The following is a 25479-nucleotide window of genomic DNA, read 5'->3' as shown; positions in this document are numbered from 1 at the left end:
TCCGACAAATTTCACCTTTCTCCCTCCTTTCATTCATCCATATCTTGATTGTAAGCGTTTTTCTTACGACTGACAATGAAAATAAAGGAAATGGAAGCAAGGATGTCGTATATAGTCGCCATCGAGGAGGCGAAGAAATGAGGAAAGAATGGCTAGGAGCACTCAGTTTGACCCTTGCGGCGAGTATATGGGGCGGGATGTATGTGGTCAGTAAGTATGCACTCGCATATATTGAACCGTTCACGTTCGTCTGGTTACGATACGCTGTTGCATTTATGGTCTTATTCGTCGTTTGGTTTCGGTTTGGACGAGAATCGATTCGAAGGGCAGATTGGAAATGGATCGGACTTGTCGGTGTCATCGGATACGTTGCCTCGATTTCGTTTCAATTTATCGGAACGAAGCTATCGGATGCACATACCGGGTCTCTTGTGACCGCAGCGACGCCAGCTTTCATGGTGTTATTTGCCCGAATCCTATTGAAAGAACGACTGACTCCTGTCAAGATTGGAGCACTTGGGCTGGCAACGGTCGGTGTTCTCATCGTCGTCGGTTGGGAAGGGGAAGGGACGTATCGAGTAGGCAGTTTCATACTTGTTCTAGCTGCCGTGACGTGGGCACTCATGTCCATTTATGTGAAAATCGGGACGCAGACCTTATCGACGTTGACACTGACGACGTTTGCGATTGGAGTTGCCTGGTTGTTGATGACGCCTTTGATGAGTATAGAGGTCATGCAAAACGGCTTTCCAGAATTGAATGGTGTCCTTTGGCTCAGTGTTCTCTATATCGGTGTCGTATCGACGGCAGGAGCGTTTTTCTTTTGGAACAAAGGACTCGAGTTGATGGATGCGAGTGTCGGGTCACTCTTTTTCTTCTTTCAACCCTTGGTTGGTGGGACGCTCGGGTGGCTCGTTTTGAACGAAACGCTCCATCTTAACTTCTTTATCGGTGCCGGTTGTATCATGACGGCTGTGACGTGGTCGACGCTCGCGGAACGAAGAGAACAACTGCCGATTTCAAATCGTCATCTGTAATGGCAAAGCGGTCGCCCTCATTTTGGAGGGTGACCGCTTTTGATTAAAATCCATGATGGTCGAGTTTTTCTTCTTCGATCTTCAATCGTCGTTCTTCGACACTAGCTTTCTTCATCTTGATGATCGTATCAGAACCGATTGCAGTGACAACAATGACCATAACCATAATAAAAACCACAGATACTCCTCCTATTATGAGAATACGTTCGTGACAAGTCGTTGTGTCTCAAGGGCAACACGACCGTCCGTTAAAATCGCTGTATCCTCGATGAGTGCGGAAATGAAGTGGTCAATCGCGCCTTGGAAACCACGTTGCACGAGTGTCGTGTCCCATGAACCGAACGTTTCGACTTCATGCCGACCTTGCTTGAAACGATGTAGCGTGACCATCTCTTCGATGGACAATCGTTCCCCATCCCGTACGATCGAGACGAGCTCATGGTTCACTCCTGCTGAACGGTGCATCGATGTCGTGTGCATTCCGTGCTCATCTTGCCACACGTGGCGGGCGAATCGAAGCTCATGCCTGTCATTGACTTCGACGTGACCCGAGACGAGTGTTAGCTTATTACCAGCGAGGAAACGTAGCGTATCAATGACATGTAAGTAATCATCGAGTAAGGTGAAGGTCGCATCCTTAGGGCCGACGTCATTCTCGCGATGTTTTACCACATCAATCATGTGAGCAGAGGACTCGTTTTGTAGACGCATATACATCGGAGCGAAACGTCGATTGAACCCGACCATCAATTTACGCCCAAGACGTTCGGCTTGAATGACGAGTTGCTCCGCTTCCTCGATTGTTGCGGCGAGGGGCTTATCAACATAAACATCGACACCGTGATCTAATAAATACGATACGATGTCATAATGAGTTTCCGTTGAACTATGTACGAACGCTGCATCGATGGATGAGGCGAGTTCATTCAACGTGTCGAAAGAGGTCATTCGATACGTTTGGCAAATCATGTCTCGCTTAGATGTGTTCGGGGAAAAGGCACCGATCAAGTCGATTCGAGGATGAATCGAAAGGATGGGTAAATACGCTTTTTGAGCGATATTTCCAAGTCCGACAATACCGATTTTTGGTTTTTGCATCCCATTCACTCCTTTGGTTCATCATAACAAAAAACCGGACAGCGGATGTGTCCGGTTCAAGAATTAAAGACTAGCACTTAAGACGATTTCACCTTGTGGCGTTTCATTGCCACGATTCGGTTCTTTTGTGACGGCGACGGTATCCCAGTCGACGTCGACTTCATCTGAGTCGAGTGTGTAGATAACCGTCCCGTTCCCTTTGTCATCGGTGACAAAAGCGCCGGTCGGAATCGGGGCACCATCTTTTAATAGCCATACTTGATATACCTCATTGGCATCGAGTGAGGCTAGACCATTCGTTTGGACGATCAGTTGTGTCGCACCGTCCTGCTCTGCAAGGTAAGCGGTCCCTTCCGATTCGCCGTCGAGTGGAATCGTTTCGGTTAACGCGATGGCAGGGGCATCAGGCTGATTGGTAAGCAAATATCCATTCCCGATTAAGGAGAGGAGGAGTGCCGCTGCTAAAGCGACCATTCCCCAGACCGGTACGTTCCGTTTCTTCTTCTGTTTGAACGGTGTCGCCGGTGGAACTGATGCAGAAGTGTCGGTTGTTATGACGGGTTCATTGTCTTCTTCTTCGAATACACGATCGAGGACACGCGCTTTCATGCCTCGGGGTGGCTCAGTCGGAGTAGACAAGAACGCGACGCCACCGACAAGAGCTTCAAGTTGTTCGAGCTCTTCTTGACAGTCTTTACACGTTGCCAGGTGTTGTTCAAATTTCATTCGTTCTTCTTCCGTTAAATGTTGGTTGAAGTAGTCAATCAATTGGTCGCATGCGTTCATTGTTCTACCTCCTTTCCGATGAATTCATGGGATAACTGTTTCCTCAGTTGCCTTAGCGCCAGTCGAATCCTTCCTTTTACCGTTCCGAGCGGGATGCCGCATGCATCAGCAATTTTTTGCTGGCTCAATCCTTGAAAATACATGAGTCGAACGACCTGCTGTTGTTCGGCTGGTAATGTGGCCATGGCTGTCTCGATTTGGGCGCGCTCTTCTTGCCACTCGACTTCTTTCTCGACGGACGGTGAGTCGGAAGGGATGGCCTCCGCGTAGGACTCATCTAATTGTAAATCCGGTTTACGCTTCCGAATTAAATCAATGGCCACATGACGGCTCATTGTGAAGAGCCAAGAACGAAATTTTCCTTTTGACTCATCGTAAACGCCTCCGCCACGCCAAAGCTTGATGAATACTTCTTGCATGGCTTCTTCGGCCAAATCACGATCTTTTGTCAGTTGTAGGACAAATGCGTATAAAATGCGTTCGTATCGATCATACAATATTTCGAGCGCTTCTTTGTCCTTTTTCCTGACACGCTCATATAACTCTAAGTCAGTCATAACATACTCCTTTGCGCAGAAGGGATGTCCCTTGTATTGATCTAACGTATAAAATCGAAAAATGGATGCCTATTTTGTGTGACTATTTATTGAACATGTCACTGCTTGATCCGGAAGCTTCGAATAGATGAATAATCTTAATTTCTCTGAAAGCTGGTACGTGATGAAGCTTAGTCCAATCGCCGTCATCAGCATCAAGCCAATCGCAGTTAAGGGAGAGCTCATCGTCGTCCATAAGAAGTATGTGCGAATGCCAAAAAGAAAAGCAAATACAATAAAAAATCCGGTAATCAAGCTACTCATTTGGCAATAAGCTCGAGAGATTCGTGAAATCATAAGATGCCTCCTTTGTTTCATTGTACTATAGGAGGAAGAGAAAACGATAAGGAGACGATATCATGAAGCGATTTACGAATGAGGGACACATCCTCATATGTTTTGATTTTGATGAGACCTACTTTCCTCATGCATGTACACCGGAACAATTGGCATCCGTTCGTCGGCTCGAAGATTTTTTGGAACAATATTCCCATCGATTGTCAACGATGTGGGTGACAGGTAGTTCACTCAAATCGCTACGTGAAAAAGTTGAACAGGCAAACCTTCGCTTTTGGCCTCACCGTATCGCTTCAAGTTTGGGTACGGAATTGTATCATATTGACGTAGACGGAACGTTTTCTTTAGAAGAATCCTATCAAGCGTTATTCCCGAGTGATTTTATATCTCGTGTGGAACGTGTTGCGTCACAGATTGAACAGATGCGGATTGAACTAGAAGCGCAACCGGGTTTTGGGACGAGTCCTTGGATCCGTAGCTATTACATCCGTGACCAAATCGGGTCTTGGAGCGAAACGCTTCGCATGCTAGCTGATAAAGAAGGTATTGCTGTCAACATCAGCCAATGCAATCCGCAAGCGGGTGATCCGATGGATGCATGGGATATTGATTTTTATCCAATCCATGCCGGAAAAGAATCCAGTGTTCGATATGTATGCACCACTGTTTCCTTCTTACGCAAAGAAACATATGCGTTCGGCGACAGTGGGAATGACCTTGGGATGTTAGCGCATGTAGGAAAAGGCTATTTAGTGAGCAATGCGACCGAACAGGCAAAACAGATGTATCCGGAGATGACAACAAAACCTTATGCAGAAGGGATTTTAGAAGTATTGGAATCTGATTTGTCCTCTTTCATATAGTGCATGATCTCCTCTAATGAACGGATGAGGGTCGCACGAATCGTTTCGGAATGTGGATTGAAGTGAAGACGTTGTTGCCAAATCCGACAAAATAAATCGGTCAAGGCCGCCTCTGCAGTTGCAGGATGGTCATTCAGATGAAGCGCATATCGATAAAGTAGTTTTTCATAGCGTGAGTATAAATGTTCTAAGGCTTGGCGATTTTTAAGACGAATTTGATCGACCAGGCGTTCATCGAGTGTAGGAAGCATATGCAACTCCTTTCGTATGGAATGAAGGTTTCAACGATAAAAGAATCAGGAACTTTACTCAGATAAAGCATCCTCTCTGTTCTTTCACTCATTTGCTCCCATTTAAACCAAGGAATATGAAGAATTGCGGTCGAATATGCATGCCCCTCAACGATTCAAAAAGTGTGATAACAATTCGGACAAGTTTGTGCGTCTCCCGGCGCGCGTTTGAATGATGTTTTACACTTCGGACAAGTGACGGTTTCACTCTGTTGATTGAACAAACTGCCACGATTGAATAAAATGTTGCGAAGGTTTGGTAACGCGAGCGCAGCGAAAATCATTGCCCCGAATAAAAAGGCAGCCAAGATCAGTAATAATACATAAGTCATCGGTTTTTTCCTCTCTCATTTGATTTCCTTCATCATAATCGAAATTTGAATCAGCGAACAGCTTATCAATAGAAATAGGAACAAATGTTCTGTATAATGAAAATAAAGGAGGGAAAACAGGATGAGAGAAGAATTGTTACGATGGATGCGTTCGGGACAAGTCACAGAAATGGTGTATGTCGATCGACATGGGACATTTTCAGAGCGGCGGGTCAAACTGATTAAAGTGCAAGGAGAGTACGTGGTGGCATGGGATTTGAATAAACAAGCGAGACGAACGTTTCGAATCGAGCAAGTTCTTGCCTGTCTTCCCATCAACGAACGATTTAGAAAGCGAAAGGCGGAGATTGGATGATTGCCTTACCAACGTTAGCAGCGCCAGCTAAAAGGGCACTAGTTGCTAAAGGAATCGAGTCTTTGCATGAATTGTGTCCCTATACACGCCGTGAGGTTGCGAGTTGGCACGGAATCGGACCGAATGCCCTTTTTGTCCTTGAGGCGGAGCTACTAAAGCACAATTTAGCATTCAAAATGGAGGAACCTAGTACGTGAGTGAAACGTCTAGGTTTTTTTTGTGAAGTGATTGCTTTTCTTTGAAAACGGGAAGTAATATATTTGTCATCTCAATTGCCGTTAAAATCTAGTAACATGACGATAAGGTTTTATGAACCTAGCGACACCCATGAGAAAGGACGTACACAGCATGAGAACGAAACGTTTATCCGCCATTTTACAAAATGAGATGGATGACATTTTTGATCCATGGGTGACCGGAGTCGAAACCGATTCCAGGAAGGTCAGTTCAGGGAATGTCTTTATTTGCATTCGCGGTTATACGGTTGACGGTCATAAGTTCGCGGAGGACGCCGTCGCCAACGGTGCGAGTGCGGTCATCTCAGAATATCCACTCGATCTCGATGTTCCGAATGTGGTTGTTGCCGATACGAAACAGACGGCAGGAGAGGTTGCGAGTGTATTTTATGATCATCCCTCTCATCGGATGCGTATATACGGTGTGACAGGAACGAATGGAAAAACTACGACGGCGACATTGACTTATGATTTGTTGCGTCTTTCAGGACGTCGTGCCGGAATCGTTAGTACGATTGGCGCGCGTTTTCATAATCAAACGGTTGAGACAGCCAATACGACACCAGAAGCCGTCGTCTTACATCGCATATTAGCAGAGATGGTCGATGCAGGCGTCACGGATTGCGTACTCGAGGTATCATCGCATGCCTTAATGGAAGGTCGCGTAGCGGGAATACACTTTCATGCTGCTGCGTTTACGAATTTGACGCATGATCATTTAGACTATCATCGTTCGATGGATGAGTATGCCCGGGCCAAAGCGCGATTGTTTGAACAGGTGGAAGTGACGAATGGTGAGGCGATTGTGTTAAATGCGGAAGATCCGGCTAGTCATGTCATGGCTGAGTTTGCGCCGACACGTCAAGCCATTATGTATAGTACAAAAGAGGACATCGAGGCGGACATCCAAGTGATTTGGCGTGAAGAAACGGTACTCGTCAGTATGAAGGAGTTCAAGCTCGAAGTGCCCGTCCGATTCATGGGGGCGTTCAACGCAGCGAACTTAGCGGCGGCCATTGGACTTGTGTCGACTTCGGATATGGCGCTACGGACCATCGTTTCAAATGTTCCAGGACTCACCTTGCCAAAAGGGCGGTTAGAACGTTTAGCTACAGAGGATGCCGAGATATATATCGACTATGCTCATACACCAGACGGGCTAGAGAAATGTTTGTCTACATTGCAACAAGACGACCGTGCACTTGTCGTCGTGTTAAGTGCGGCAGGAGACCGAGATCCCACGAAACGTCAAGATATGGGACGAATCGCAAGCCGCTATTCAAACGAGGTGATTGTCACGGTACATGATATCCGCATGGAAGACCCGAAACAAATCATTCGTGACTTAGTAAAAGGAATCCAACCGGATGTGAAGTATGTGACGTTTGAAGCAAGGGAAGAAGCCCTGCGCCATGCGGCCACGCAAGCGTTAGAAGGAAAGCGTGTCGTGGTCGTCGGGAAAGGACATGACCACATCGAACGGATTGGTCGCCAGTCGATTCCATTCAATGAATCGAACATTTTATTAGAAGAATTGAAAAAGCGAAAAGGGCAGGAACCTGCCGTTTAACAAAACGATGACGTTTGTCATCGTTTTTTAATGTGTGAAGAACAGGAAGGAAGGTAATAACTAATAATGTAGTAGAATTGAAGGAGGAGAATAGACATGTCAGTTTTGTACAAAGAATTTACAAATGATGAAGAAGTCGTTACCGCCGTTCAATCGATGAAAACAAATGGGATTGATGAATCTAACATCTACGTCATCACACATGACGATGATCGAAGTAAGCGTGTCGCGGACAATGCCGATGCGAACACCGTCTCAGCAAGTGACGTCGGTTTGGGGACAGCTGCCAAAAACGTGTTCCGCAAAAAAGGAGATGAACTGCGAGCCGATTTTCAGGAGCTCGGCTTCACAAAAGAAGAATCAGAGCGTCTCGAAGAAAAGTTAGATCAAGGGAAGGTACTCGTTGTCGTGAAAGACGCACCTGCCGGATTCACCATCTGATTTCACACCATGGAGAATAGAGAGGAAAGAGGCTGAATCGTGAGTGATTCAGCCTCTTTTCATGTGCTTAGCGAAGGCGGACGACGGTACGACCGCTCAATTCGCCACGCATCATCGCCTCGGCGTGACGAGGGACGTCGTGTAACGGAATCTCATGGATCATCTCGTTGAGAACTTTCGGATCGATGAGTTCTTCGAGGCGTTCCCATGCGTTCGTACGACGAACCATGGGTTGCATGACCGAATCGATGCCGATGAGCTTCACGCCGCGTAAAATAAACGGATAAACGCTCGTCGGCAACTCGGCGCCTCCGACGAGACCGCATGCGGCGACAGCACCTTCATATCGTATCTGGCTCAAGATGTTGGCGAGTGTATTTCCACCGACCGAATCGATAGCGGCATCGAAGCGTTGCTTGGCAAGGGGACGGGCAGGTCCTTCTAATTCGCTTCGATCGATGATCGTCTCGACACCGAGTGAGCGTAAGTATGGTGAATCTGTTTTACCAGTAGAGGCGACGACATGGTAGCCGAGGCGACGAAGCAACGTAATCGCGAAGCTTCCGACACCACCTGTCGCTCCTGTGACGAGCACTTCTTCGCCTGGACGCACACCAGCGTGTTCGAGTGCATCAATGGAAAGCATGGCGGTGAGTCCTGGTGTTCCGATGGCGATTGCATCTCGCATGCTCATTCCTTTAGGTAACTTCACGAGCCATTTCCCCGGTACTTGCGCATACTGGCTAAATCCACCGAAATGCCGTTCCCCAATCCCGAAACCAGTGGCAATCACCTCATCGCCAACTTTGATGTCGAGGTGGTCTGATTCGACGACAGTTCCAACGAATTCGCATCCCGGAATGAACGGATAGCGATTGACGATTTTTCCTGAAGTCGTCAATCCGAGCGCGTCTTTATAATTCAATGCGGAATAGTGGACTTCGACTAAGACGTTTCCATCCTCTTCTTTCGGAAGGACGTCGGCGTTCACTTCTTTTACTTCGGCATGAAGGCGTTCCTCGTGTTGGTCTAGCACGAGTGCTTGGAATGATTCATTCATCTGCTTAACCTCTTTTCCTATAGATGTCCTCACTCTAACAGTCTTTCCCTGGCAAAATGAAATATATGCACGAATCTTTAGGGGGAAACGGGTAGAGAGTGGTACAATAAAGGGGATTCAAATTGCGTAAGGAGGAATGTAGTATGCGGCACGATGACTATGAGTTTGACGATGTAGAAGTAGAAGAAGGCGAATTGTTCAACGTATACGATATTCTCCCACCAGACGGGACGATCCTGGAGATGGCGACAGCTGAGGAAATGGTTCGAGCGGCCGAATTAGAAGCGAAGCATCATGCGCTCCAACGGCTCCAAGATTCAAACTTCCAGTTAACAGGCGTGTCGTTCAAAGAACTTCTGACAGAATTTGAACAGTATGAGCAAGAGTCAATGGAGTTCTGGACAGGTGTTTATAACCGATTACGCATTCCTTGGGCGTGGACGATTCGAATCGATGTGGCCAATGGTCCGATTCACGTCGTGAACGATCGCGATATCTTTATCGATGAAGACGACTTCGAAGAATATGATGTTGATGATTTATTAGAGGAATACGAAGAAGATTGAATCAAAAACGTCTTTCCCTCATTCAGATGGGAAAGACGTTTTTTTGTCGTGGAGCAGGTCGTGACGGATTCGGCTGAGTTCAGTCGCCCCAAATAATAATCCGACACTACATAAAATTGAAACACCACTCACCATCGCCCCGACGACAGCGGTATCACCAATCATTGTGAACGACATTGTGAGGCTAAACAGTCCAAATAGCAGTAATCCTCCAGCAATGGTTTTCATAAAATTCACCCTTTCACGTATCTATGCATGTAGTGTAGACGGTTTGACGAGAGAAGGGTGTTTATTTTTTTGACCTGGTAAATTATTTGATTAAGTCGTAAATCGAATAGGTCTTGCCATTTTCTAGAGGACGGTCAATCAACTGTTCAGCAAATATACGAGCGACCGTTTCAGGAGAACGGAGTCGTCCTTCTGTTTCGTATGCACGGAATTGTTCAAGGTCAGCGAACGCCTCTTTCGAGGAAGAACGAATCTCCGCCTGCATCGACGTATCCATCACACCTGGATTGAATAGAGCTGCACGATGTGAGGTTCCTTCTAGCTCTAGTGCAAGCGTCTCCGTGAAATGATCGAGTCCTGCTTTCGTGCCACAATATGCGCTCCAACCTGAGATCGGACGTTTGGCCGCGCCAGAGGTCACATGAATCAAATCGGTCGGCTTACCGAAAGCGAGGACCGCATTCGCCAATAGCATCGGCGCAAGCAGGTTGGCGTGGACATGAGCGGTCACTTTCTCACCATCTAATTGTCCGACACGATGAATCGGTTCAATCCATGCTGCATTTTGAACGAGCAAAACCGAATCAGCCCGCTCTAGAAACGGTGTGATCTCCCGAATGACTGCATCAATCCCCGAGACGTTTGATAGGTCGACTGATCGTTGCTGATACGTAACGTCTTCCGCCTGTGAGCGAGAGAGCCCGACCACCTCGTAATCTCTAGCTTGTAGTTCCTGAGCGATGGAACGGCCGAGACCACGCGATGCGCCTGTGATGAGAGCAAGTTTCATATACATTCCTCCTATTCGTGAATCGTTTTCCGAAAACCGTAGAACGGACGAAACCGTAATTTCTCGTAATATGTGTGGGAATTTTGACTTGCGAGCATCTCAAGCCGTGTGTCTGGATAAAGTGTATGGACGTGTTGGAGTAACTGTTCGCCAAGACCACGTCTACGATATGTAGAAGCGACCAACAGTTCACAAACATACAAACTGACTGTCGTATCAGTCAATCCGCGCAAATAAGCGACAATCTTTCCATTTTCAGACTCCATCACATAGGTGACGTTTGATTGACGCCATGCCTCACGGGTCAACGCGTCACGTTCTACCAATTGGCTCCAACCTTCATCGCGATTAAGTTGTTGAATCGAGTCAAAGTCTGATTCCATATAAGTACGAATGTTCATTCAATCCGTTCTCCAATCTGCATTTCAATCTGTTTCATGACGTCGAACGCCCCATCTGATTGATTTGAACAAATGACCGAGATGGTATCGATTTCTGGATAGTAACCAGAATGGAAACTGACACCAGGGTCATAGCCCATCACGTGATATTTATAGACATCTCCCGATGCGTGATGTTGAATCCAAAGTCCGTATCCATAACTCCCGCCGCGGTCATTAACCGTCACGTGTGGTGTCAAAAGAAGCGACGTAGAAGCGGTATCAAGAAGCTGATGTGAAAACAGCGATTTCCAAAATTTAGTCATGTCTTGAGCGGTCACATACGCGCCACCATCTGCTCCTCCTTTGATTGGAATCGCATATTGGTTTGTACGCCATGTGCCGTCCGAGTGGTCAATATAACCGAGTGCTGTTCTAGAAGGCAAGGCATCGAGTGAAAAGTATCCAGAATCAATCATACCAGCAGGATGAAAAATCGATTGTTCGACATAGTCGGTGAAAGATTGCCCGGTCACATCTTCTACAATCAACCCTAACAGAATATATCCTGCATTATTGTAGGAGAATCGAGAACCCGGTTCGTCTTTCATAGATTTTTGTTGAAACAACGGTAAAAAATCACGTAACTGTTGAAGCCGATACATCGGGATATCACGCCATAGCGCTTCAAAGTCATCAGAGACGGATTCATCAAAATAGTCAGGGATTCCTGATGTGTGCGTCAACAACTGATGTACGGTGACGTTTGGTGACAGATGAGTTAAGGCAAATGTTTGAAATGAGTCAAGCGAGGTGGAAAAGGATAGTTTCCCTTGCTCGACTAACTGGCAAATCGCGATTGCTGTAAACAGCTTGCAACCGGACGCAATTCCGAACCGTGTCATCACGTCATGTTGAATCTGTTCTGAGCGATTCGCATAGCCGTAAGACTGGTGGATTGATCCATTTCGATTGGTGAGCAAATAGACACCCGAAAATGTCTCGTCAATCGATGGATGTGTGAAATGTGGCATGAGAAACCTCCATGTATTGAGTGATTCAATAAGTCGACTATATCATGTCCATCACAATCTCTCTAAAATTTACTCAATTTTCAAAAAAACATTTACCAAATAACAGGAATTGAGACAGGTGTCTGACCTCGAACGTGGTACGATATGGGCGAACAGAGAGGAAGTGGATTCAATGACGTTATTCTTCTGGGGGATACTCGTTGGATTTTTAATTGCCTTGTGGCTATATAAACGTCCACAGCCACATTCACAGTCTCTTTCGTTTATGCATTTCGGGAATCAAACGAAAGATGTCATTTACATTTTTGAAACGAAACCGACGTGGCGTTTCCGATACATCAGTCCTTCTTTAGATTTATATCTCGGAGACGGGACGGTGATGCAAAGTTATTCAGATGCACAAGAGTGTTTTCGGAGAATCCACCCGGACGATCGGCGACTATTACTCGATAAAGTGGCGGGACGCGTCAATTATGAAGAAGCGATTCTTCAACGATGGCGCACGAATGACGGCGCTTACGTATGGTTCGAGGAATATACGACGCCAATCTATGAGAATGGTGAAATCGTAGCAGTTCAAGGTGTGATTCGGAACATCGAAGCAGCCATGACCGAGCGTGAACGTCTCATGTATGAAAGTCGCCACGATAGCTTGACCGGTGTCTTCAATCGTCGGGCGTTTGAAGACACGATTGCTCAAGCAGAAAATGCGTGTAACGTCGGAATCATCGTGCTGGATGTGAACGATTTGAAAGTCGTGAACGACATGGAAGGGCATTCTGCTGGTGACGATTTGTTGAAACGGGTCGGGAAGATTCTTCAGGGAATTGAATCATCCGTGTATCGTTTAGGGGGAGATGAGTTCGTCTTGTTTCTAGAGATGATGCCCCGCGATGCATGTGAACGAATGGTTCGTCAAATCGAAGCGGCTTGTCAAAAAGAATCGATTTCTGTCGCCATCGGGTTGGCGTGGGCATCTTGTCCAGAAACGATTGAGGCGCTTTTGCAACGTGCGGACGATGCCATGTATGAACGGAAGCGACAACAAAAAGTAGACCTCCTTGACGTGTAAGTTCAAGGAGGTCTATTGGTTTAGCTGCTTTGTTCTTCTACATCGGACGGCTCTTCACCCAAATTGTTTAGATAGCGTTCATAACGAGAAATACCATAGCGGTAAGATGCCCAGATGAGCCCGGACGTTATGACGATAAGTCCCACTGTCAGTGGAGCAAACCATCCGGAAACGATGCCGTTCGCATAAGCGAGTCCGATTGGCGAGAAGACAAGGTAAACGAAAATCATCGAAGCGACGAGCAAAATGGATGTCGAAAGGGCATGACGCCATGGTTTGACTCTCCCTAGTTCGATTCGGATCGGATTCGCTTGAAGCATTGGTCGCACACGCGCAAATACGAGCATGATCCCCGTCTCGATGACGAAGAGGATTCCGTAAATATGGATAAAGTTGATGCCGATTTCGACGCCGAACCATTGTTTCGTCCCCCATACGAGGAAATAGTAAGCGATGACGTGGAAAAAGACGACGGTCTTCGCGGCGATTGGCGGCACACGTTTAACAAGCATCCCGATTAAAACGATGACGAGAATCGGGATGTTGAAGAAACCGGTGAAGCGACGAATCAAGTCCCACAAGCCATCTGGCGCATACATAAGATTCGGGGCGACAAAGAACGAGACGAGTGCAACGAACGTCCCGAACCATTTGCTGACGCGAATCAAATCTTGGTCAGAAGCATCCGGTTTAAACTTCGGTTTGTAAATGTCGAGTACGAAGAGCGTCGCGATACTATTCAAGAGCGAGTTGAACGAGCTGAATACGGCACCGAGCAAGACGGCGAGGAAAAAGCCCATGAGCCACATCGGTAACAGCTCGGCAATCAAACTCGGATAAGCGAGGTCTGCCTTCTCGACGTTCGACCCGTACAAGTGAAACGCGATGACGCCAGGTAACAACATGAAGATTGGAACGAGTAATTTCAAGTAGCCGGTAAAGAGAACGCCTTTTTGTCCTTCCGCTAAGTTTTTTGCACCGAGGGCCCGTTGAATCACGTATTGATTCAGTGCCCAATAGAACAAGTTCGCAAAAATCATTCCGGTGAAAATGGAGAGAAACGGGACCGAGTCGTTAGCGGAACCGATGGCGTTCAACTTTTCGGGATTCGTCGTCGCAATCGTCTTCATCCCGTCCAATAAATTCCCGTCCCCTAGTGCGAGAAAGCCTAGTGTCGGAACGAGGAATCCAATGATGATGAGTCCGATCCCGTTCAACGTGTCCGATACGGCAACGGCACGAAGACCTCCGAAGATGGCATAAATCGCCCCGATAATCCCAATGAACCAAACGACGAGCCAAAGGGACTGCTCAAAGCTGATGCCGAGAAGGGCCGGCACATCGAACAGTTGCAGGACGGCTAATCCACCCGAGTACAGCATCGATGGAATCGTCACGCACATATAGCCGAGTAGAAATAACAAGACAGTCAATCTACGAACGTCCTCGTCATAGCGTTGACTTAAAAATTCAGGAATGGTCGAAATTCCGATGCCAAGAAAACGTGGCAACAAAAAGAGCGCCATGATGATGGCAGCGATACCGGCCGTCACTTCCCATGCCATCGCTGACATGTTCCCGGCGAACGATTGGCCATTTAAGCCAATCAATTGTTCCGCTGACAAGTTGGTCAACAGGAGCGATCCCGCGATGAAGACACCCGTTAAACCGCGACCAGCCAAGAAGTAATCGTCGGCGCTTTCGACTTTTCCTCTCGTCATGCGATACGAGACGTAAGCGACGAGCGCCATGAACAGGGCGCCGGTCACGAGTATGTAGAGTACTTGTTGAAATGTCATGAAATCCCCTCATTCCTTACTTATGTTTTATATGTATTTTTAGGAAATACCCTAAATTATAAGAAGGTAGTCCTATTGTTTTGATCGAATCATACAGAAACCATGAACGTGGGGACGATTGCGTACTTGTCGTACGAGAGTAGAAAATCGATGAGGATGGATGGACCGATGGGAGGGACCTCGTGAAGAAGTGGATGATTGGAATGTTATCTGTTGTAGTGATAGCAGGTTATATCATGTTTAGCGAAATGCTGAAAGAAGAAAACACGAGTGATTTGGCTGTGACCGAAAGCTTCCGACATATAGACGATTTAGCTACAAGCTCGCCGATTGTCATCGTCGGCAAAGTGAGCAGTGCTCCCAAACCGTTTACACATCAATCGGTCACATTCTTTGAATCACACATTCAAGTGCAGCGTGTCTATCGAGACGTGAGTGGTCAACTGAAGTCAGCCGATACGATCACCCTTTTACAAAATGATATGGAAGAAGACCCGCTCGTCAAACGAGACGAGACCGTTTTGCTGTATTTACAAAGATATGAAGGACCCGTGATGGAGAATGCATATCGGATTGTCGGTCTACAACTGGGACATTTCAGAGTGAATCGGACGGGGACACTGACTTCGGTAGGAAAACCTAACCTTTATCAAGAAAGCGGGCTCAGTGCTGACTTGAGCAAGCTAGAGACATCATTGAAAGACAATCCTTATGTGGAAGAAAGAAACGAAGTGATGACGGATGAGGAAATCAGGGCTTTTAATGAAAATGAAGTGCGTTTGTTTGAGGAGTCTCAACAACATGACGAGTAAAAGCGGCGCTGACAACATCAGCACCGCTTTTATAATCGGATTTTTTTCAAATGTCATAAAAACTGGAGCATGGACGTCGCGACCGTGAAGTAGATGATGAGACCGAGGTTGTCCATCAGCGTCGTGATAAACGGTCCAGAGGCAACAGCGGGGTCTAACTTCAGGCGATTGATGAGAAGCGGGACAATCGTTCCAATCATCGTGGCGACACTGAGTGCGGCGAAGATAGAAACCCCGACAATGAAGCCGATCAGCATATTGTCGTATAGCAGCGTGATGACGCCAAAAATGACAATCATACACGCAATCCCTAAGATGATGCCGGTTCCGAGTTCGCGTCGAATCATCTTCATAACGTTCTTTCGATTGATGGTCCCGAGTGCAATTGAGCGCACAGCGACGACGAGTGATTGCGTGGCTGCGTTCCCGGCAGAGCCCATGACAAGTGGCATGAAGACGGCGAGTAGCACAATCGTCTCAAGGGTGTCTTCGAAACCGCCAATCGTCGAAGCTGTAATCATGCCGAGAAACATGAGGCTGACAATCCAAGGGGCACGTTTTTTCGCTGCTTCAAGCGGACTCATGTTGATATCAGACGAACCTTTCGTCGCGGAGAGTTCTTCAAAGTCTTCTGTCGTTTCGCGCTCGATGACGTCTAATACATCATCGACCGTGATGATGCCAAGTAGCTTTTGCTGATCATCGATAACGGGAAGGGCCAACAAATCGTACTTCTGGACAATCCTGGCCAAGTCTTCCTGGTCGGTCATGACGTTTGCCGAAATGACGCGGAACCCCATGATGTCTTCAATTTTCGCCTCGAGCGGTGCGACAATCAAATCACGTAAGGAGACAACACCAACCAGTTGGTGCGCTTGGTCGACCACATATAGGTAATAAATCGTTTCGGCATCTGGTCCGAGTTCACGCAACTCTTCAAGGGTCAGTCCGACCGTCTTATCAGCTTGAAGGACGACGAACTCGGTCGTCATGAGCGATCCAGCCGTTTCCTCCGGATATTGCATCAAGTCTTTGACTTCTTGTTCCTCGATATCATCCATCTGCTCAAATAGCGTGTCCATGAACGCATCGGGTAGTTCCCGCATCAAGTCGGCCGCGTTGTCCGAATACATTTCATTCAAGATTCGGACGGCATACGGTTGGGGTGTTTCTTGGATGAATGTACATTGCTCTTCTAACGTCAGTTTTTCAAATAGATCGGTGAATACCTCAGGGGAGATGGTTCGATACACGAACGACCGCTCATGTTGAGTCAGTTCGATAAAATGATCCGCCTGTTCACCCGGGTGGAGAGAGAGAAAAAGGTCTTGAAAATCGACCGGGTCTCCCTTTTGAATCAATGTACGAAGCGCTGCTTCATGTTCGTTGTATTCCGTTTCTTCAATTTTCATATGCTCACATCCTGATCTCTCACATTTTCAATTTCATTTACGGTGAATAAAAAAAGTTTTCTACATTTTTTAGGGCGATGCTATACATCAGCCATACATCTTATTTCCCTTTGCCATCGTCCTGATTTCTAGAGCATTGTTTGTTCATTCACATGAGTGAACATTTATTCATATCAATGCGGAATCGACAACAGATGAACTGTCGGATTAGACATTCGCAAATTTGGTAAAGTGATAAGGTAAGGGTAGTCACACACCCGAATCACAAGGAGGAAGCGAGATGATCTCAATGACGAATCAACCGATTTCACAAGATACGACGCTGAAACATCCGATTCATGTGTATTCAGAAATTGGAGAATTAAAAACGGTATTACTGAAGCGACCGGGCCGGGAGTTAGAGAACCTTACTCCAGAATATTTAGAGCGCCTCTTGTTCGATGATATTCCCCATTTGCCGGTCATTCAAAAAGAGCACGATTATTTTGCGAGTGCGCTTCAAAATCGTGGTGTGGAAGTCCTTTACCTCGAAAAACTAATGGCCGAAACGTTATCACTCCCTGGTGTGCGCGAAAAGTTTGTCGCGGATATCTTATCGGAGTCCAAATCAAATATCAACGGTTCTTACGAAACATTAAAAGAGTATTTACTCGATTTTGATAACGAAATGTTGATTGAGACGGTGATGGCCGGTATCCGGAAATCGGAAATCAAGCCAGAAAAACGCCGACATCTGCATGAAATGATTGAAGATACGTACCCCTTCTTTTTGGATCCAATGCCAAACCTCTACTTTACACGAGACCCGGCCGCTGCAATCGGTCACGGACTCTCCATCAACCGCATGAAAGAACCGGCACGTCGCCGTGAATCGCTCTTCACGCAATACATTATGCGCTATCACCCACGCTTTGCGAAACATGATGTTCCCATCTGGTCGGACCGTGATTATCGGTTTGCGATGGAAGGGGGAGACGAACTCGTCTTGTCGAAAGAAGTCGTCGCCATCGGCATCTCGGAACGAACGACCGCGCAAGGCATCGAGCGTGTCGCCCTCAACCTACTCAAGCATGGAGACAGCTTCAAAAAAGTCATCGCCATCGAAATTCCAAAATCACGCGCCTTCATGCATCTTGATACCGTCTTCACGATGGTCGATCATGATAAATTTACCATCCATCCGTTCATTCAAGGACCGGAAGGGAAGATGAACATTTTCGAGCTCACGCTAAACACGGAAGGTGAACTTCAGATTGCTCAGCACTCGGATTTGTTGAAGGTGTTAAAAGATGTCCTCGGCTTACAAGAGGCGACGTTGATCCCTTGTGGCGGTGGGGATCCGATTGCGGCAGCCCGCGAACAGTGGAATGATGGATCGAACACGCTCGCCATCGCGCCGGGTGTCGTGGTCACGTATGACCGAAACTATGTCTCGAATGAGTTACTTCGTAAAGAAGGCGTCGAAGTAATCGAAATCATGTCGAGTGAACTATCGCGCGGCCGTGGGGGTCCACGTTGCATGAGCTGTCCGATTATCCGCCAAGACATCTAAATGTGATAAGGAGGAAGCAGTATGTCTACAACGTTCAATTTTGATTTGAAAGGTCGTCATTTTTTATCGCTAAACGAGTTTTCGGGTGAAGAAATCAACTACTTGATCGACTTGTCTGCTGCATTCAAACGTCAGAAAAAACAAGGTGTTCCACATCGGATTTGTGAAGGTAAAAACATTGCCTTACTCTTTGAAAAACCATCGACACGGACGCGTTGTGCGTTCACTGTCGCTGCCATCGATTTAGGGATGCACCCTGAATATTTAGGCAAGAATGATATTCAATTCGGGAAGAAGGAATCGGTACGTGATACCGCGATCGTTCTTGGACGCATGTTTGATGGCATTCAGTTCCGTGGCTTCGCTCATGAGACGGTCGAAGGTCTTGCAAAAGACGCCGGCGTACCGGTGTGGAACGGTTTGACCGACTTGTATCATCCAACCCAAATCTTGGCCGACTTTTTGACGGTAAAAGAGCAAAAAGGAGAACTTGCCGGAATTAAATTTGTGTACGTAGGTGACGGACGGAACAACATGGGAAACACGTTGTTGATCGGTGGTGCAAAAGTTGGGATGGATATGCGAATCTGTGCGCCGAAATCGCTCTGGCCATCTGACGAGATCGTGAACTATGCGAAGTCGGTCGCCGTTGAAACAGGGGCTGTGATCACCTTGACAGAGAGCATTGAGGAAGCGATGGACCAAGCCGACGTCGTTTACACCGATGTCTGGGTATCGATGGGCGAGGAAGCGGCGTTCGCAGAACGAATCGAACTGTTGCGACCGTATCAAGTGAACATGGACATGCTTCAAAAGAGTGGCAATCCGGACATCATGTTCTTACATTGCCTTCCGGCATTCCACGACTTAGAAACGGAGGTCGGGCGGGCGATTCATGAGCAATATGGGTTGACTGAAATGGAAGTGACCGACGAAGTATTCCGTAGCCGTCATTCGTTCGTATTTGATGAGGCAGAAAACCGGATGCATACCATCAAGGCGGTGATGGCAGCGACGCTCACGGAGACACGCGAATGGCTTGATCGTTGACGAGGAGGGGGTTTCCCCTCCTGCTTCAAAATAAGCGAAAGGGATGAGTAGAATGTCTACGAAGTTGGAGCATGACTCAGGTGGTTCGGCTGGAGTACATCCTGAAAAGAAAGATAAGCGGTTAGGTCTCGGAGCGTTGACGGCACTTGTCGTCGGGTCGATGATTGGCGGTGGCGCCTTTAACTTGGCTGCCGATTTGGCGCAAGGTGCGAATGCGGGTGCCATTCTTATTGGTTGGGTCATCACGGGAATCGGGATTATCGCGCTCGGTCTCAGTTTTCAAAATTTGACGATGCGTCGTCCAGATCTCGATGGTGGCGTATACAGCTATGCACGGGCAGGTTTTGGATCGTTCGTCGGATTTAACTCGGCATGGGGATATTGGTTGTCTGCCTGGCTTGGAAACGTGGCGTATGCCACACTGCTGTTCAGTTCGGTCGGTTATTTCTTCCCGATTTTTGAAGGGGGACAGAATATCGCGTCGATTATTGGCGCATCGATTATGCTTTGGCTCGTGCATACACTCATCTTACGTGGGGTACATGAGGCATCGATGATCAACATCGTCACGACGATTGCCAAGCTCGTCCCAATTTTTGCATTCATTACGATTACCTTGTTCTTCTTTAATCTCGAAAACTTCACCTTCGATTTTTGGGGACAAGGCGGCTTCTCATGGGGAAGTGTTCGTGACCAAGTCGTTTCGACGATGCTCGTGACACTTTGGGTCTTTATCGGTGTGGAAGGGGCCGTCGTGCTATCTGGCCGTGCTCGGAAACGTTCGGACGTCGGGAAAGCAACCGTTATTGGGCTACTTGGAACGCTCGTCATTTATTTGCTCATTTCTATCATGTCGCTCGGTCTCATGACTCCCGAAAATGTAGCGAACGCCTCGCAACCAGCGATGGCATATTTGCTCGAGTCGGCCGTCGGTCCGTGGGGTGCGATGCTCATCAACGGGGGACTCGTCATCTCTGTCCTTGGCGCATGGCTCGGTTGGACGCTGTTAGCGGCAGAAATCCCATTCGTTGCCGCCAAAGATGGAGTCTTCCCGAAATGGTTCACGAAAGAGAATCAAAATCAAGCTCCTGTCAATGCCCTTTGGCTAACGAATGGGTTGATTCAGCTCTTCCTCTTCACATTCTTGATTTCAGATGCCGCATATAACTTTGCCTTTTCTCTCGCTTCGAGTGCGATTTTGATCCCATACGTGTTCTCGGCCTTTTACCAAGTGAAAGTGGCGAAGAACGGAATCGGATACAGTTCCGGTGAACGAAAAACACGCGATTTAGCGATTGGATTGGTCGCTTCCGTTTATGGACTATGGCTCATATACGCCGCTGGAATCGATTATTTACTTCTCACTACACTTTTATATGCACCGGGAACCCTTCTCTACATGAAGGCACAACGTGAAAATGGCATCAAGTCACTCACTAAAACGGAATGGATGGTCGCCGGTGTGTTGACCGCACTGGCCATCTTCGCAGTCGTACGCATACTATCGGGTAATATCTCAGTCATTTGATCGGGGGTATGGATATGGAGAAAAAACGTGTGGTCATCGCCTTAGGCGGGAATGCGATTCAGCAAGGCAAAGATGCGACAGCCGAAGCACAAATACAGGCAGTTGAGGCAACGGCGGAATCTCTCGCTGCACTCATCGCTGAAGGAGTCGAGGTCATCATCACGCATGGTAACGGTCCGCAAGTTGGAAACCTGATGTTGCAACAAGCCGCATCAGACAGTCCAGCCACACCAGCGATGCCGCTTGATGTCTGTGGTGCGATGACGCAAGGGATGATTGGATACTGGTTTGAAAACGCATTGACCAAAGCACTGCGTGCACGTGGCCTTGAACAGCATGTGGCCTCGCTCGTGACACGAAGCATTGTCGATCCGAACGATAGTGCGTTTCATCATCCGACTAAGCCAATCGGTCCATTTTATACGGAAGACGAGGCACTTCATCTCGAACGGACGACGGGTTATGTCTTCAAAGAAGACGCAGGACGGGGATATCGTCGTGTCGTCCCGAGTCCGATCCCTATGAAAATCGCCGAACACACCGTCATTCGAACACTCGTTGAAGCTGGGCACATCGTTGTCGCTTCCGGTGGCGGTGGCATTCCGGTTATGGAGACAGCGGATGGATACGTCGGCATCGAGGCAGTGATTGATAAAGATTTCGCGGCTGCAAAACTGGCTGACCTCGTCAACGCAGATGTGTTACTCATTTTGACGGCTGTCGAACATGTGTATGTCAATTTTGGGCAGCCAGATGAGATGGCACTTCAAGAAACGTCGAAAGAACAGATGGAGACCTATATCGCTGAAGGGCAGTTTGCACCAGGTAGTATGTTGCCGAAAGTAAGAGCGGCGCTTCAGTTTGCCGAATCCGGTACGAACCGTGTCGCCATCATCACGTCGCTCGATCAGGCTTTAGCAGCCATTGACGGGGAAGCGGGCACACGTGTCCGCCTGGCTCCATCGCTCCAACAATAAGAATGTGTCGCAGACGTGAAGCGTTTGCGACTTTTTTTGTTTTCTGCCCGGATTCAAGGGGAAGGAATGTTGTATGCCAAAAATGAGATTGCTATCATATTCAGTGTAAACGTTTGCGCTAATTTCAGGAAGGAAGTGACGGAGAGCGGAATCGCTCGAGTGTATGCGCCTATTCGAAGAAAATCATGTATATGAGTCGTGGATGAGACCAAAAGCAAGGGAAGAGGCAATCGTGCAAGGAAGCTGTTATCGATTCACCGTTTTGACGAGTCAGTTGATTCGGATGGAATACGCGGAAGACGGAATTTTTGAAGACCGTGCCACCCAAGTGGCGTGGAATCGGGAATTTGACGTTCCACAATTCCGAGTGATTGAAGATGAGACAGAGCTCCAAATCATCACAGAACATGTTCATTTGTATTATACGAAAGGTCCGTTCGCACCGAACACGCTCTATGTGGACGTGAAAGGGAACTTTAGTACGTATTATAGCCGCTACATGTTCAACGGTCCGGAGCGGACACTGAAAGGGACGGCGCGGACGCTCGACCATGTGGACGGGGCGACGGAATTAGAAGAAGGGATCCTCTCCAAACAAGGGTATGCGATCATTGATGATTCATCCTCATTTTTGATGACGGATGATCGCTTCGTCGAGCCGAGACGAAAAGGAATTCATGACATTTACTACTTTGGATATGGCCATGACTATAAACAGGCACTTCGAGACTTTTACACGTTGACGGGTCCGACACCGATGCTTCCTCGTAAAGCGCTCGGGAACTGGTGGAGCCGGTACTGGCGATACGACGAAAAAGAGTATAAGACGTTAATGCGCCGTTTCAAGTCAGAAGATGTCCCGTTCTCGGTCAGTGTCATCGATATGGACTGGCACGTGACGGACATCCCCGAAGAGTACGGGAGTGGATGGACGGGCTATTCGTGGAACAAAAACTTGTTTCCCGAACCGAAACGTTTCCTCAACTGGTTAAAGGATGAGGGAATGATGGTAACGTTGAACCTGCATCCCGCGGACGGTGTCCGTGCGTTTGAAGATCAGTACGTGGCGATGGCCGAGGCTATGGGCGTCGATCCGGAATCGGGGGACCGAATCCCGTTCGATTTTTCGGACAAACGATTCATTCAAGCGTACTTCGAACAAATGCACCATCCACATGAGGCAGACGGCGTTGATTTTTGGTGGATCGACTGGCAACAAGGGTCGACCTCGAAGATGGAAGGACTCGACCCGTTATGGATGCTAAATCATTATCATGCCATTGATATCGCCCGTGACGGCAAACGCCCGCTCATTTTTTCTCGTTACGCCGGACCAGGGAGCCACCGTTACCCGGTCGGATTCTCAGGAGATACAATCATCTCGTGGGCATCGCTCGCCTTCCAGCCGTATTTTACAGCGACAGCGACAAACATCGGCTACGGGTGGTGGAGTCACGACATCGGAGGGCATCATCGCGGGGAAAAAGATGATGAACTCGCTGCGCGTTGGGTCGCATATGGGGTGTTCAGTCCAATCATGCGTCTCCACTCGACGTTCAGCACATTTAACGGGAAAGAGCCTTGGCGTTTCGGAATCGAAGCCGAACAGTCGATGAAGCGATTCTTACGCTTACGTCACGAACTCATCCCTTATCTATATACGATGAATTATCGTAACCATGCCGATGCGCTACCACTCGTGTTACCGATGTATATCGAACATCCCGATGACGAAGCGGCTTATCAGGTACCGAATCAATTTTATTTTGGCAGTGAACTCATTGTGTCCCCAATCATCACACCGATGGACCGGAAGCTCCACGTCGCCGGAACGAATGTCTGGCTACCAAAAGGAGAATGGTTCGATTTCTTCACAGGACATCGTTACGAAGGCGACAAGTCGATTCGTGTATTCCGCGGTCTTGATGAACAACCAGTCTTCGCCAAAGCGGGTGCCATCGTTCCGCTCATGCCACATAAACCGCATGAGAATGAGACGGGGAACCCGAGCGAGCTAGAAGTACTCGTCTTTCCAGGTGCCTCGAACACGTTCACGATGTATGAAGATGACGGAGAAAGCCGCGATTATGAGACGGGTGCCTCGCTTGAAACGACGTTCACGCTCGACTGGGAAGCGCGGACGCTTCTCATCGAGATGTCAGGAGACTTGACCCTCGTTCCAGCGAAGCGGACATTGACCATTTTGGTCCGAGGTGTTGTCGGGGAAGGAGACTACGACGCTGAGACGCAGACGCTACACATTCCAATCGGTGAATTGAAGCAAGAGCAGACGGTGGCGCTCCCTGCCAATGTGACGCAGAACGCTCATCGACTTGACCGTCTCTATCGATTCTTAGACCGAGCAGAAATCGCCTATGATTTGAAAGATCGGTTGTACCAGATGGCGACAACGAAGACACGTCTCGAAGCATGGCTGTTTGACCTCCATGCGTTAGAACTCGATCGAGATTTGCAAGACGCGTTATTAGAACTGATGTTGGACTAAAATAAGGGGGGAGACCCCCTTTTGTCATGTCAGAAAACTGTCGGATTTTGAAAGCGTTATCATTTCAAATCATTTTATACTTAAGGTAGGGGGATTTAACTAGAAATGAGGGAATACAGATGCGACACAAGTGGACGATTGATGATTTACGGCAGTTGACACTGTTTGCGAACTGTTCGAGTCGAGCGCTTGAACAGCTCGTCCCATACGTCTATTGCCGAACGTATCGAAAAGGACAACTCCTATTCATGGAAGGAGACCCGCGAGAGCGCGTGTATTTCTTAATGAATGGATACATCAGACTCGAACGGATGAACGAGCATGCGACGCATCAGTATGCGGACTATGTGAAACCCAAACAGTTCTTCCCGTACAACGGTTTATTCACGGAGGAAGACTACCGTCATACGGCTGAAGCGGTGACGGATATTGAAGTCATCTACATCCCGACCGAACGATTCGAGCGGTTTGTGTCCACACAGTCGAACATGCTGCTCTATATCATCGGACAGATGAATCGTATTTTAGATTTACATGAACGACGTGTCCAAGAAATTATTACCCCGAGCGCGAAAGAACGTGTACTCAATACCATCCATTTTTTGATTGAAGATTTAGGGGAGCCGGACGAGCAGGGGGTACGTGTCCGCTGTCCGTTCACGGCGATGGAACTATCTCGTCTATCCGGAACTTCCCGGGAGACGGTTTCTACGATTTTAGCGAAGCTTCGCAAAGAAGACGTGCTTCGAATGGACGCGCACCAACTTGTGATTGAGCATCCTGAATATTTTGATCAAGACTTCGATTGACGC

The 25479-nt window shown here is 47.8% G+C and carries 29 protein-coding genes; 16 read left to right on the top strand and 13 right to left on the bottom strand.

Annotation, left to right across the window (positions count from 1 at the left end):
- Positions 1-137 precede the first annotated feature (137 nt).
- Positions 138-1037 carry a DMT family transporter gene (locus ACFO4U_RS09935; RefSeq protein ID WP_215243585.1) on the top strand — a complete coding sequence of 300 codons (900 nt, stop codon included), beginning with the start codon at positions 138-140 and terminating at the stop codon, positions 1035-1037.
- Between the two features lie 43 nt (positions 1038-1080).
- Here ACFO4U_RS09935 and ACFO4U_RS09930 read toward each other — a convergent pair whose 3' ends face one another.
- The 4 genes from ACFO4U_RS09930 to ACFO4U_RS09915 form a co-directional block, all read right to left on the bottom strand.
- Complete coding sequence (locus ACFO4U_RS09930; RefSeq protein ID WP_380081278.1) at positions 1081-1215, bottom strand: hypothetical protein; 135 nt, start codon at positions 1213-1215, stop codon at positions 1081-1083.
- A 14-nt stretch (positions 1216-1229) separates the two neighbouring features.
- The gene (locus tag ACFO4U_RS09925; protein ID WP_215243587.1) at positions 1230-2135 is read right to left on the bottom strand and encodes a Gfo/Idh/MocA family protein; all 906 of its coding nucleotides are present in this window, start codon (positions 2133-2135) and stop codon (positions 1230-1232) included.
- Between the two features lie 63 nt (positions 2136-2198).
- Positions 2199-2921, bottom strand: a complete 723-nt coding sequence (locus ACFO4U_RS09920; RefSeq protein WP_215243588.1) for an anti-sigma factor — start codon at positions 2919-2921, stop codon at positions 2199-2201.
- Complete coding sequence (locus tag ACFO4U_RS09915; protein WP_211782130.1) at positions 2918-3478, bottom strand: RNA polymerase sigma factor; 561 nt, start codon at positions 3476-3478, stop codon at positions 2918-2920. The genes ACFO4U_RS09920 and ACFO4U_RS09915 overlap by 4 nt, the downstream gene beginning before the upstream one ends.
- Before the next feature lie 127 nt (positions 3479-3605).
- Here ACFO4U_RS09915 and ACFO4U_RS09910 point away from each other — a divergent pair, with 127 nt between their 5' ends.
- Both ACFO4U_RS09910 and ACFO4U_RS09905 read left to right on the top strand, forming a co-directional pair.
- Positions 3606-3791, top strand: a complete 186-nt coding sequence (locus tag ACFO4U_RS09910) for a hypothetical protein (RefSeq protein ID WP_148209475.1) — start codon at positions 3606-3608, stop codon at positions 3789-3791.
- 85 nt (positions 3792-3876) lie between these two features.
- Positions 3877-4677, top strand: coding sequence for an HAD family hydrolase (locus tag ACFO4U_RS09905; protein ID WP_215243589.1), 801 nt, complete (start codon positions 3877-3879; stop codon positions 4675-4677).
- Here ACFO4U_RS09905 and ACFO4U_RS09900 read toward each other — a convergent pair.
- Positions 4623-4928 (bottom strand): RNA polymerase sigma factor, encoded by a 306-nt coding sequence (locus ACFO4U_RS09900; protein WP_074035485.1) that lies wholly within the window; start codon positions 4926-4928, stop codon positions 4623-4625. The two genes, ACFO4U_RS09905 and ACFO4U_RS09900, sit on opposite strands and share 55 nt — an antisense overlap.
- Positions 4929-5083: 155 nt before the next feature.
- Positions 5084-5299 carry a hypothetical protein gene (locus ACFO4U_RS09895; RefSeq protein ID WP_012727536.1) on the bottom strand — a complete coding sequence of 72 codons (216 nt, stop codon included), beginning with the start codon at positions 5297-5299 and terminating at the stop codon, positions 5084-5086.
- A gap of 121 nt (positions 5300-5420) precedes the next feature.
- On the opposite strand from ACFO4U_RS09895, the gene ACFO4U_RS09890 reads away from it, so the two are divergent.
- The 4 genes from ACFO4U_RS09890 (at position 5421) to ACFO4U_RS09875 (ending at position 7901) form a co-directional block, all read left to right on the top strand.
- Complete coding sequence (locus tag ACFO4U_RS09890) at positions 5421-5654, top strand: WYL domain-containing protein (RefSeq protein WP_012727535.1); 234 nt, start codon at positions 5421-5423, stop codon at positions 5652-5654.
- Entirely contained in the window at positions 5651-5851 is a 201-nt protein-coding gene (locus ACFO4U_RS09885; protein WP_159563075.1) for a helix-hairpin-helix domain-containing protein, read from the top strand. Before ACFO4U_RS09890 ends, ACFO4U_RS09885 begins: the two co-directional genes overlap by 4 nt.
- A gap of 151 nt (positions 5852-6002) precedes the next feature.
- Positions 6003-7460 (top strand): UDP-N-acetylmuramoyl-L-alanyl-D-glutamate--2,6-diaminopimelate ligase, encoded by a 1458-nt coding sequence (locus tag ACFO4U_RS09880; RefSeq protein ID WP_196431365.1) that lies wholly within the window; start codon positions 6003-6005, stop codon positions 7458-7460.
- A gap of 96 nt (positions 7461-7556) precedes the next feature.
- A complete protein-coding gene (locus ACFO4U_RS09875) occupies positions 7557-7901 on the top strand; it encodes a YflT domain-containing protein (protein ID WP_012727532.1) in 345 nt (114 codons plus the stop codon).
- A 67-nt stretch (positions 7902-7968) separates the two neighbouring features.
- Here the strand turns inward: ACFO4U_RS09875 and ACFO4U_RS09870 are convergent, their stop codons facing one another.
- Positions 7969-8961, bottom strand: coding sequence for an MDR family oxidoreductase (locus tag ACFO4U_RS09870; RefSeq protein ID WP_159563073.1), 993 nt, complete (start codon positions 8959-8961; stop codon positions 7969-7971).
- Positions 8962-9104: 143 nt separating this feature from the next.
- Between ACFO4U_RS09870 and ACFO4U_RS09865 the strand changes: the two genes are divergently transcribed.
- Positions 9105-9527, top strand: a complete 423-nt coding sequence (locus ACFO4U_RS09865) for a hypothetical protein (RefSeq protein WP_012727530.1) — start codon at positions 9105-9107, stop codon at positions 9525-9527.
- A gap of 18 nt (positions 9528-9545) precedes the next feature.
- Here the strand turns inward: ACFO4U_RS09865 and ACFO4U_RS09860 are convergent, their stop codons facing one another.
- From ACFO4U_RS09860 to ACFO4U_RS09845, 4 genes are all read right to left on the bottom strand, one after another.
- The gene (locus tag ACFO4U_RS09860) at positions 9546-9755 is read right to left on the bottom strand and encodes a hypothetical protein (protein ID WP_012727529.1); all 210 of its coding nucleotides are present in this window, start codon (positions 9753-9755) and stop codon (positions 9546-9548) included.
- An 82-nt stretch (positions 9756-9837) separates the two neighbouring features.
- Positions 9838-10545 carry an SDR family NAD(P)-dependent oxidoreductase gene (locus ACFO4U_RS09855; protein WP_214690380.1) on the bottom strand — a complete coding sequence of 236 codons (708 nt, stop codon included), beginning with the start codon at positions 10543-10545 and terminating at the stop codon, positions 9838-9840.
- A gap of 11 nt (positions 10546-10556) precedes the next feature.
- On the bottom strand, positions 10557-10946 hold the full coding sequence (locus ACFO4U_RS09850; protein WP_074035497.1) for a GNAT family N-acetyltransferase: 390 nt from the start codon (positions 10944-10946) through the stop codon (positions 10557-10559).
- Positions 10943-11959, bottom strand: coding sequence for a serine hydrolase domain-containing protein (locus tag ACFO4U_RS09845; protein WP_196431363.1), 1017 nt, complete (start codon positions 11957-11959; stop codon positions 10943-10945). The genes ACFO4U_RS09850 and ACFO4U_RS09845 overlap by 4 nt, the downstream gene beginning before the upstream one ends.
- A 118-nt stretch (positions 11960-12077) precedes the next feature.
- Here ACFO4U_RS09845 and ACFO4U_RS09840 point away from each other — a divergent pair, with 118 nt between their 5' ends.
- Positions 12078-13031 carry a GGDEF domain-containing protein gene (locus tag ACFO4U_RS09840; protein WP_215243590.1) on the top strand — a complete coding sequence of 318 codons (954 nt, stop codon included), beginning with the start codon at positions 12078-12080 and terminating at the stop codon, positions 13029-13031.
- Positions 13032-13051: 20 nt separating this feature from the next.
- Here the strand turns inward: ACFO4U_RS09840 and ACFO4U_RS09835 are convergent, their stop codons facing one another.
- Positions 13052-14830 carry a solute:sodium symporter family transporter gene (locus ACFO4U_RS09835; RefSeq protein WP_215243591.1) on the bottom strand — a complete coding sequence of 593 codons (1779 nt, stop codon included), beginning with the start codon at positions 14828-14830 and terminating at the stop codon, positions 13052-13054.
- A 182-nt stretch (positions 14831-15012) separates the two neighbouring features.
- On the opposite strand from ACFO4U_RS09835, the gene ACFO4U_RS09830 reads away from it, so the two are divergent.
- Positions 15013-15642 (top strand): hypothetical protein, encoded by a 630-nt coding sequence (locus ACFO4U_RS09830; protein ID WP_215243592.1) that lies wholly within the window; start codon positions 15013-15015, stop codon positions 15640-15642.
- A gap of 53 nt (positions 15643-15695) precedes the next feature.
- Here ACFO4U_RS09830 and mgtE read toward each other — a convergent pair whose 3' ends face one another.
- On the bottom strand, positions 15696-17054 hold the full coding sequence (gene mgtE / locus ACFO4U_RS09825) for a magnesium transporter (protein ID WP_196431359.1): 1359 nt from the start codon (positions 17052-17054) through the stop codon (positions 15696-15698).
- 322 nt (positions 17055-17376) lie between these two features.
- On the opposite strand from mgtE, the gene arcA reads away from it, so the two are divergent.
- The 6 genes from arcA (at position 17377) to ACFO4U_RS09795 (ending at position 25476) form a co-directional block, all read left to right on the top strand.
- On the top strand, positions 17377-18606 hold the full coding sequence (gene arcA, locus ACFO4U_RS09820; RefSeq protein ID WP_196431869.1) for an arginine deiminase: 1230 nt from the start codon (positions 17377-17379) through the stop codon (positions 18604-18606).
- Positions 18607-18627: 21 nt separating this feature from the next.
- Positions 18628-19656 carry an ornithine carbamoyltransferase gene (gene argF / locus ACFO4U_RS09815; protein ID WP_196431358.1) on the top strand — a complete coding sequence of 343 codons (1029 nt, stop codon included), beginning with the start codon at positions 18628-18630 and terminating at the stop codon, positions 19654-19656.
- Between the two features lie 52 nt (positions 19657-19708).
- On the top strand, positions 19709-21184 hold the full coding sequence (gene arcD / locus ACFO4U_RS09810; RefSeq protein WP_012727520.1) for an arginine-ornithine antiporter: 1476 nt from the start codon (positions 19709-19711) through the stop codon (positions 21182-21184).
- A gap of 14 nt (positions 21185-21198) precedes the next feature.
- Positions 21199-22161 carry a carbamate kinase gene (gene arcC / locus ACFO4U_RS09805; RefSeq protein WP_196431357.1) on the top strand — a complete coding sequence of 321 codons (963 nt, stop codon included), beginning with the start codon at positions 21199-21201 and terminating at the stop codon, positions 22159-22161.
- Positions 22162-22324: 163 nt separating this feature from the next.
- Positions 22325-24667, top strand: a complete 2343-nt coding sequence (locus ACFO4U_RS09800) for a glycoside hydrolase family 31 protein (RefSeq protein ID WP_196431356.1) — start codon at positions 22325-22327, stop codon at positions 24665-24667.
- Positions 24668-24786: 119 nt separating this feature from the next.
- Entirely contained in the window at positions 24787-25476 is a 690-nt protein-coding gene (locus ACFO4U_RS09795; RefSeq protein WP_196431355.1) for a Crp/Fnr family transcriptional regulator, read from the top strand.
- Positions 25477-25479 lie beyond the last annotated feature (3 nt).

Source organism: Exiguobacterium profundum (assembly GCF_042652865.1).
GTDB classification, from domain to species: domain Bacteria; phylum Bacillota; class Bacilli; order Exiguobacteriales; family Exiguobacteriaceae; genus Exiguobacterium; species Exiguobacterium profundum.
Note: the sequence above shows the minus strand (reverse complement) of the source record. Positions and strands in the feature narration are given on the sequence as shown.

Bases quoted from the DNA above. Each gene is read 5' to 3' on its own strand.
- ACFO4U_RS09835 (WP_215243591.1), bottom strand. From the start codon at position 14,830: ATGACATTTCAACAAGTACTCTACATACTCGTGACCGGCGCCCTGTTC.
- ACFO4U_RS09875 (WP_012727532.1), top strand. From the start codon at position 7,557: ATGTCAGTTTTGTACAAAGAATTTACAAATGATGAAGAAGTCGTTACC.
- ACFO4U_RS09895 (WP_012727536.1), bottom strand. From the start codon at position 5,299: ATGACTTATGTATTATTACTGATCTTGGCTGCCTTTTTATTCGGGGCA.
- ACFO4U_RS09860 (WP_012727529.1), bottom strand. From the start codon at position 9,755: ATGAAAACCATTGCTGGAGGATTACTGCTATTTGGACTGTTTAGCCTC.
- ACFO4U_RS09935 (WP_215243585.1), top strand. From the start codon at position 138: ATGAGGAAAGAATGGCTAGGAGCACTCAGTTTGACCCTTGCGGCGAGT.
- ACFO4U_RS09890 (WP_012727535.1), top strand. From the start codon at position 5,421: ATGAGAGAAGAATTGTTACGATGGATGCGTTCGGGACAAGTCACAGAA.
- ACFO4U_RS09885 (WP_159563075.1), top strand. From the start codon at position 5,651: ATGATTGCCTTACCAACGTTAGCAGCGCCAGCTAAAAGGGCACTAGTT.
- ACFO4U_RS09905 (WP_215243589.1), top strand. From the start codon at position 3,877: ATGAAGCGATTTACGAATGAGGGACACATCCTCATATGTTTTGATTTT.
- mgtE (WP_196431359.1), bottom strand. From the start codon at position 17,054: ATGAAAATTGAAGAAACGGAATACAACGAACATGAAGCAGCGCTTCGT.
- ACFO4U_RS09880 (WP_196431365.1), top strand. From the start codon at position 6,003: ATGAGAACGAAACGTTTATCCGCCATTTTACAAAATGAGATGGATGAC.
- ACFO4U_RS09915 (WP_211782130.1), bottom strand. From the start codon at position 3,478: ATGACTGACTTAGAGTTATATGAGCGTGTCAGGAAAAAGGACAAAGAA.
- argF (WP_196431358.1), top strand. From the start codon at position 18,628: ATGTCTACAACGTTCAATTTTGATTTGAAAGGTCGTCATTTTTTATCG.
- ACFO4U_RS09925 (WP_215243587.1), bottom strand. From the start codon at position 2,135: ATGCAAAAACCAAAAATCGGTATTGTCGGACTTGGAAATATCGCTCAA.
- ACFO4U_RS09870 (WP_159563073.1), bottom strand. From the start codon at position 8,961: ATGAATGAATCATTCCAAGCACTCGTGCTAGACCAACACGAGGAACGC.
- ACFO4U_RS09910 (WP_148209475.1), top strand. From the start codon at position 3,606: ATGAATAATCTTAATTTCTCTGAAAGCTGGTACGTGATGAAGCTTAGT.
- ACFO4U_RS09920 (WP_215243588.1), bottom strand. From the start codon at position 2,921: ATGAACGCATGCGACCAATTGATTGACTACTTCAACCAACATTTAACG.
- ACFO4U_RS09795 (WP_196431355.1), top strand. From the start codon at position 24,787: ATGCGACACAAGTGGACGATTGATGATTTACGGCAGTTGACACTGTTT.
- ACFO4U_RS09845 (WP_196431363.1), bottom strand. From the start codon at position 11,959: ATGCCACATTTCACACATCCATCGATTGACGAGACATTTTCGGGTGTC.
- ACFO4U_RS09865 (WP_012727530.1), top strand. From the start codon at position 9,105: ATGCGGCACGATGACTATGAGTTTGACGATGTAGAAGTAGAAGAAGGC.
- ACFO4U_RS09850 (WP_074035497.1), bottom strand. From the start codon at position 10,946: ATGAACATTCGTACTTATATGGAATCAGACTTTGACTCGATTCAACAA.
- ACFO4U_RS09900 (WP_074035485.1), bottom strand. From the start codon at position 4,928: ATGCTTCCTACACTCGATGAACGCCTGGTCGATCAAATTCGTCTTAAA.
- arcC (WP_196431357.1), top strand. From the start codon at position 21,199: ATGGAGAAAAAACGTGTGGTCATCGCCTTAGGCGGGAATGCGATTCAG.
- arcD (WP_012727520.1), top strand. From the start codon at position 19,709: ATGTCTACGAAGTTGGAGCATGACTCAGGTGGTTCGGCTGGAGTACAT.
- ACFO4U_RS09800 (WP_196431356.1), top strand. From the start codon at position 22,325: ATGCGCCTATTCGAAGAAAATCATGTATATGAGTCGTGGATGAGACCA.
- ACFO4U_RS09855 (WP_214690380.1), bottom strand. From the start codon at position 10,545: ATGAAACTTGCTCTCATCACAGGCGCATCGCGTGGTCTCGGCCGTTCC.